Genomic DNA, 6,870 nt, shown 5'->3' with positions numbered 1-6,870 from the left:
TCTCGGATTGCCTTAGGGGAAAGCACTGTAAAAACCTATGAAGAGAGGGGCGCTTTCCCGCTAAGAACCAATCCTTTAAAAGAGCATTGATATGAATGTGAGGAGCTCTTAAGAGGTGTCACTAAAAGTGAATGAATAATTCATAACTGTTATTATATTGGTGAAGAAAAACGTAAATCCTTATAAGCCCCGGGGCCGCAATGGCGCTTAACCATTGTTCATGTCATTCAGAATGATCCCTGTCATTCCAGGCGGAGTTGTCATTCCGAGCCTGCGAGGAATCTCTTTTGCGCAGCAAAAGAAAGCTTAACCTCATCCTTAACCTCAACCTTAATAAACCGACACTCTCCCACTTCACTCACCTTTCCACTTCATTTGTATAATTGGAATAAACAACCTATTTTTAACGTACCAGTTTTAAAATGTTGTTACTCCTGCACTCAGGCTCCATCAAAGGGCTTTGGTGTGTTTAAGGGTGATAATGTTTTAAGGATTCTGTGTAGCATTGGGCTGCACAAAACCTTACCCTCTCACAAAGTGAGGAGCGTTGGCGTTCTTTTATCTCCTGATGGGTATCTGGAGACTGGTGGTGAGAACCTTCAGGTTCTTCTGATTTTAAGGCGGAAAGTAGGTAAATGTCGTTCTCATACTGATGTGTTTTGGGGTTTATGGAACGATGGACACCAAATTGGAGGAAGAATTCTTTCAGCGGATAAAACCAGATAGAGCGCCCTCTCAACTTATTGTTCACGGTTCCGCCAGAAACCTACTCTTGTCGAAGACACGAGCTGCCCCAAAAAGTATACGAGGAACGCCCTACTGGAATATATTGCAAATATACAAAATCCCAGTATTAGGCGAACACTCGTCAACTCGTGGCAATCTGGCGGATTTAGAACGAGTGACATCGTTGTAAAATTAGAATTATTTAATTCTCAACTATTCGCTTATTTCTCTTACTGACAAATATACAAAGTTTTACGTTAAACGCAAAACTTTTTAATAAATAATTAATAATTCATGGATTTAAACTTGTTAAATAAGGTCTTTACAGACAAAAAAATTAAGAACAGAGTTCTGGCGAAGTACTTTAATAAATCTGAGTCCACTATATCTCTATGGCGTAATAATAAAAGACAACCTTCTCTAGAAGAGTTTTACGAAATCGCTAAACTTCTCCGCATGGATATAAGAGACCTGTTTCTACAAACAAAATGGACAAATGAAAAATCAGAGACGTATGAGGAGTTTTCTGTGAGAATTAAGGAGGATGATAAGTAGATGATGGAGAACCGTAATGGAGATTGGAATCTCTTTGCATTTATAGAGTTCATGAAAGTGCAAATACTTTTTATATCTTTGATTATATTGTAATAATATAATCATGCAAATACACCCAGCTTTGATTCGCTTTATCTATATTCCATACATATGAACGAGTCTTATGGAACCATATGAAAAAACAGCCAAATAATAAATTTGATCTATTAATAGAGAAATTAATAGAAGGGTTCACCACAATTCCAAATTTTGATATTACTCAAAAGGATGAACTTGCAAATAAACTATTTAATACCGTTTCGTATAGAATAGCGGAATTAACTACATACAAAGAACTTGTAATTAGACATTACGTTCCAGAAACTAATAAAGCAATTCACATTTCAAAAAATGAATTTCGTAATTCGAAATATAGAAATTTACTAAATATCAAAGAAATTGATTTTCAGGAAACTTTATATGAAACTATAAGACTTGCATATGTTGGCTTGTTTCATAAAATCGAAAATTTCACAAATGATGTTCTTGAAATGACATCTGAAGTTTTTTCAGAGTTTTATGTTGATAAAATTTCACTAAATAATTGGACAAAAGAAAAATTTGAATTCCAAATCAAAGACTGGCAACAATTCAAACTAATTCATCGAATTAATTGGATAGCAAATTGCGTAAAACATAGAGATGGATTTCCAACAAAAAGTCCAAAACCAATTGAATTTGAATATGCTGATGAAAATATTCGTTTACAACTATCCGTTAATGATTTCAAAAATGATTGCGAAATTCTATTACCATTTTATCCAATTTACATACAGTTAATGTTTCTTTTTGCACAACATAAAATGTTTTCACAAGAAAGCTTTGAACATTTTGAAGATAAGGATTTTGTAAAAGAACAGAACGATAAACTTGAAAACCTGGGAATACAATTAAAATTGTTGGTCAAACAATTAAAAAAAATATGAAAAGGCTTCGTACAGTAACAATCTTTCGTTTTGTAAGTACGAAATGCAATGAAAGCCTAAAAATGGAGCTTTTTTAAATTCTAAATTTTGCAAGCGCCTTTAAAGTTTTCATTTGAAGAATTTTATGATAAATAAAGCTTATAGCAAGTAGTAAGTTTTCGTTTTTTATACCGCGTACGGAAATACCTAGCTGGTAGCAGAAATTTAAAAAGAAACTATGTTTGAATTAATCATTTTTATAATCTCTTGTTTTTTTGTTTACATAATTTTAGGAAATTTAATGATTAAAATAAAAGGAGATAAATTAGGATGTATTTCTTTTAGTTTTACAATTTTTATTTCAATATTATTTTCTCTTTCAATTTCGAAGAAATTAAATCCTAATAAAGCAGAAACTTTCTTTTTTCGAGAACAAATAACAAAAAAAACAGATGATTACAAATCCAATTATCAATTAAATAATAAGGATTATTTAGAAAAATTAAGTAAAAATAGTTACTACAACTTTTTAGAAAATCAACATAAAGGAAATGAAATTAACATTGGTTGTCTTTGTAGAGACGGCACAATTGTATCTTCAATAAATAATGATGCTTGCTCAAATAATGATGGAATTTATGAATTTATATCTTTAGAGATTGAAAAATTTATTCCTGAAAAAACAAATAATTATGATTACACGACTTTTGAAACAACAAATTCCAGAGGTCAAGTTCACGTAAGAAGTTACTATAGAAAAGATGGAACATATGTAAGAGCACATACAAGAAGATCACCGAGAAGGTAAAAACTTCTGCTAACAAAGGTAGTAGTTGCAAAACGCCAAGATTTTCAAGATTTTTAGAAATTTAAGATAAAAGCCGACTTCTTTTATACTTCGACGACCTCAGCCAAGAGATTTAAGAGAGGTTTGTTTTTGGGTGATGAGAAATCTTTCAAGCGATAATATTGTCAAAATTGGGGAAGAGGATGGGAGGAAGAATTTGTATGTGAGGAGGGAATAAAAAAAGAGAGTTTGCATTTTTAGCTTTTATTGGAAAGCGTAATTATATTAAAAAATTATTTGTAATATTTAACAGCATATCTATGACGATGAAAGACCTAAAATTTTATAAAGGTGATATTTTTTGGAATATAAGAAGAGACCAACATCCAATTATTTTTTTAGAATGGATTGACAAACCACTAACATTTAAAGCCTGCATTCTAAGTAAAGAACCTTTAGTAGGAAATATTAAAATGGAAGATAGCCATTTTTTTTTGAGGGATAATTCAGGAAAGGATTATACAATAGTCAATAAGCCTTCTTACTTAATAAAAGATTATTCTTTCAAAAAAGAGGTTGATTGGCTAAAAAGTCCAATCAGGGCCGGTAAACTAACTGATACTGGTGTGAGATACGTAGAAGAAAATATTGTCCCAGTTGATCTAACGTATTCAGACGAGCATATAAGTTTGATTTCAAAAAATTTATCCTAGAAGTCACCTATATTTATAGGGTTTGATTATTTGTGTATGATTAAAATTTATTCTGTGAAATTTTGAGCATGAGCTAAAAAATACTACGAGTAAAATCAGCTACCTCATCAACCTCAGAAAATAAAGTACTTTGATTTATAATTAATTGTTCCAGTTCTTTTAAAACATTAGATGTAGAATGTGATCTTAATAATGTTTTTGGGAAAGATTATTAAATGACACAAACATGTCCATCGAAGCAAATCAACTTCTTTAGTAAAAATACTTTTGACTTCTACCTAAGTATTTGCTTGAAATTTTCATTTAAGACTTTTAGCATTTCATCATAATTATGGTTTTTTAATTTTGCTAAATTAATAACAGTTTCATTAATATCAATAACTCTAAAAGGAGTTTTATTTTTACTAATTACAAAAGGATAATCAGATTCTAAAAGAAGCCTGTCAGGTGGGATGTGATTGATTATCTTTAATCCATTATTAGAATTGAACATTGCATTGTTAATAGAAAAATAGGCTCCATTAGCAACTGCTACATCTATATTTTTTAAATTACCTGAATACCAATGTAAAATAAATTTACTATTAAACCTTCTTCCTATAATAGATAAAACATCATCAACGCTATTTCTACTATGTATGGTTAATACTTTCCCTCCTAAATCATTACATTTATGAATAAGTGATTCAAAAAAACTTAATTGAATTGCTTTTGAATTAATTGCAGCCTTATAATCCAAACCAACCTCTCCAATATATTTTGCCTCATCTAATAGTCTCCACATTTGAGGTATATACTTTTGGTATTTCTCAATGAGTTCAGGGTGAAACCCTAAAGCGGGTTTTATATATTTTGATTCAATCCTGCTTTTAAACTTAACGTAAAGAGGAGGAAGATTTGTTACAGCTATTGTGTATATTTTTAGTTTTTCAATACTATTAACTTCCTCATTAAAATTAGTTGACAAATCTAAATGAGCATGAGTATCAAATAAAAAATTATTCATTTTTCGTATTTATAAAAGTAGCTAATTCTTCCATTCCTCTTTTGTATAGATCTTCATATTCATCTAGCTGCTCATCAATTTTTCCAGACATTTGAATTGTAAATCCTGTATTATTTTCAGTGTAGTCTAAAAGCCCAATCTTATAAGATCTTAGCTCTATGTTTGCTTTTCTATTTTCATAATCAAGATCTCTGTATTCTGTGATATCACTCTCAAATGCGTATAAAACTGATGCTCTTCTAATAGTACAAGGCAAACACGTACCACAATGTTTAGGCTTAAAACTACCTTTGACCCATCTGACTTGATCTGGATGTGAACAAGACATTGTTTCTTTGTAATGCTCCTTAATAAAATCTAATTCCTTACAGTTTGATAACATTTCTCCTTTAGTCAAAAACTGATAAGGATTTTTTAATTTTATTTTTACACCAAGTTTTACTAATAAATCCTGAAACATTTTTAGATAATAGGGATGTGTTGTTCTTGTGCTACTACTGCCTAATCTAGAATTGGTAAGAGGGATGTTTAAAGATATTAATCCATTTTCAGGAATATACAAATCAATATCTTTATTCATGCAGGATGCTAAAATAATAGCATGCATAAAAAACATAAATGAACGTGTTCTAGTTGTATCTTCAATTCCTCCAATTGGTGTTGCATTAAAATTGAAAAATTGCTCATCTTGTAATCCAAATTTATCCTTTAATAGAAAAGCAACTTTATCTTGGAAAGGTTTTACCCCTTTTCCTCCTCCGTAATGTCCAATAAATGCAATGTTTTTACTTTCTTTTAATAGGTCTATTGCACCAATAAATGAATCTAACCCCCCAGATAGCATACAAAAGCAATCAGGAGTATATTTACTTGATATATATCTTTGAGTAATATTTCCAGATATTTTAGTCTCTTTTTCATTTAAGTCTCTTTTTCTAAATTCAAAATCCCAAATATCACCACTTAAGTAGGAAATCATTTCTATAAGCAAATCCTTATTTTGATTCCATTTATCAACTTCTAATACTGGAATGTAAAGTTTTACTTCTCTAGTCCAATTGTCAAAAGTTCCACTCCTTAAAACCTTCCTATCAACATAGTACACCATTAAAGAGATATACCATAAATCTAATGCCTCATTTTGAAAAAAGCTTGGCATGCGATAAAGTGGTCTTAATAAATTAAAAAAAGTATGATTATAATCTGCCTTTGAAGTCAAATCCACCTCAACTGCTGAGTCTACTGTGAATGTATCATCAGTATTTAGTTTAAATATAAATTCTTTCATAATAAATCTTCCATTACGGTGTAACACTGGTTATAAAGGCTTAGTATTTCTTTTGTTGAGAATTCATAGTCTTTAATATCCTTACCTTTAAAGACAACCTCAATCTTAGAATGGATATATTCTTTTATATCTTTTTCCACAGCTACTGCATCTGCTGCACTTTTAGAATAACTTTCTATTCGTGACCCTAGATCATTTATTAGCTTCTGATAAATATAAGCTTCTATATAAGTTGGAACTATGATGTTCACATCTAGTTTTTCAATAGTCTCAATCTCTGAACTTTCTTGTTCTATAAGTTCATATAGTATTTCCATAGTAAGAATCAAAGCCTTTCTTGAAACAGCATCATCTTTTGTACTAGGAGAAGGTGCTAAAATGTTTATTAGCTCACTTAGAATTTCTTTTCCACCCTTATCCTTGTAATCTATTTTGTATGCATCAAGGGTTTCTTTCAATCCTTTCTCTGAAATACCTCTTACAAAATTTCCAAGATTGATAGTTGTTTTTATTCCTCCTACTGCATTTTTTGAAGCAGATTTAGCACCTCCATAAGCTTTTACATATTTTGAGACTGCACCCTTAATATTATTGGATCTTCCAGAAGCTATTTTTGACATGAAAGTTTTTGCATTACTCCATTCAACAGTTTGTTCGTCTTGTTTTTCTACTTTTTTATCCTCTGAATTTTGTTCAGAATCTTCATTTTCAGAATTTTGATCTTCTTGATTATCTGCACCTTCTCCGTCATTATTATTTTCTTGTTCATTATCTTCAAAATCAGGTGGTATAAGAGGATTATTTTGTGAACCTCCATTGGAATAGCCACCATACATACTTGATGTTCCCAT

7 protein-coding genes are annotated in these 6,870 nt (G+C 30.6%); 4 read left to right on the top strand and 3 right to left on the bottom strand.

All coding sequences use genetic code 11. The annotated features are described in order from the left end of the window. The first annotated feature begins 1,020 nt into the window (after positions 1 to 1,020). The 4 genes from KTV93_RS12450 to KTV93_RS12435 all read left to right on the top strand — a co-directional run bounded on the left by KTV93_RS12450 (position 1,021) and on the right by KTV93_RS12435 (position 3,725). Positions 1,021 to 1,281: a helix-turn-helix transcriptional regulator gene (locus KTV93_RS12450; RefSeq protein WP_218249285.1), complete on the top strand. Its 261-nt coding sequence runs from the start codon at positions 1,021 to 1,023 to the stop codon at positions 1,279 to 1,281. Positions 1,282 to 1,454: 173 nt separating this feature from the next. Next, a complete protein-coding gene (locus KTV93_RS12445) occupies positions 1,455 to 2,246 on the top strand; it encodes a hypothetical protein (RefSeq protein WP_218249284.1) in 792 nt (263 codons plus the stop codon). A 217-nt stretch (positions 2,247 to 2,463) separates the two neighbouring features. Beyond that, entirely contained in the window at positions 2,464 to 3,033 is a 570-nt protein-coding gene (locus KTV93_RS12440; RefSeq protein ID WP_218249283.1) for a hypothetical protein, read from the top strand. Positions 3,034 to 3,332: 299 nt separating this feature from the next. Continuing rightward, positions 3,333 to 3,725 (top strand): hypothetical protein, encoded by a 393-nt coding sequence (locus tag KTV93_RS12435; RefSeq protein WP_218249282.1) that lies wholly within the window; start codon positions 3,333 to 3,335, stop codon positions 3,723 to 3,725. 274 nt (positions 3,726 to 3,999) lie between these two features. Here KTV93_RS12435 and KTV93_RS12430 read toward each other — a convergent pair whose 3' ends face one another. From KTV93_RS12430 to KTV93_RS12420, 3 genes are read right to left on the bottom strand one after another with little or no spacing between them, the layout of a single operon-like run. Further along, positions 4,000 to 4,731 carry a TatD family hydrolase gene (locus KTV93_RS12430; protein ID WP_218249281.1) on the bottom strand — a complete coding sequence of 244 codons (732 nt, stop codon included), beginning with the start codon at positions 4,729 to 4,731 and terminating at the stop codon, positions 4,000 to 4,002. Further along, positions 4,724 to 6,019: a Qat anti-phage system QueC-like protein QatC gene (qatC, locus tag KTV93_RS12425; protein ID WP_218249280.1), complete on the bottom strand. Its 1,296-nt coding sequence runs from the start codon at positions 6,017 to 6,019 to the stop codon at positions 4,724 to 4,726. The genes KTV93_RS12430 and qatC overlap by 8 nt, the downstream gene beginning before the upstream one ends. Further along, complete coding sequence (locus KTV93_RS12420) at positions 6,016 to 6,870, bottom strand: hypothetical protein (protein ID WP_218249279.1); 855 nt, start codon at positions 6,868 to 6,870, stop codon at positions 6,016 to 6,018. The genes qatC and KTV93_RS12420 overlap by 4 nt, the downstream gene beginning before the upstream one ends.

Origin of the sequence: Kaistella faecalis (assembly GCF_019195395.1) — a bacterium.
Taxonomy (GTDB): domain Bacteria; phylum Bacteroidota; class Bacteroidia; order Flavobacteriales; family Weeksellaceae; genus Kaistella; species Kaistella faecalis.
The sequence above is the reverse complement of the archived record's forward strand: the minus strand, read 5'-3'. Positions and strand labels throughout refer to the sequence as shown.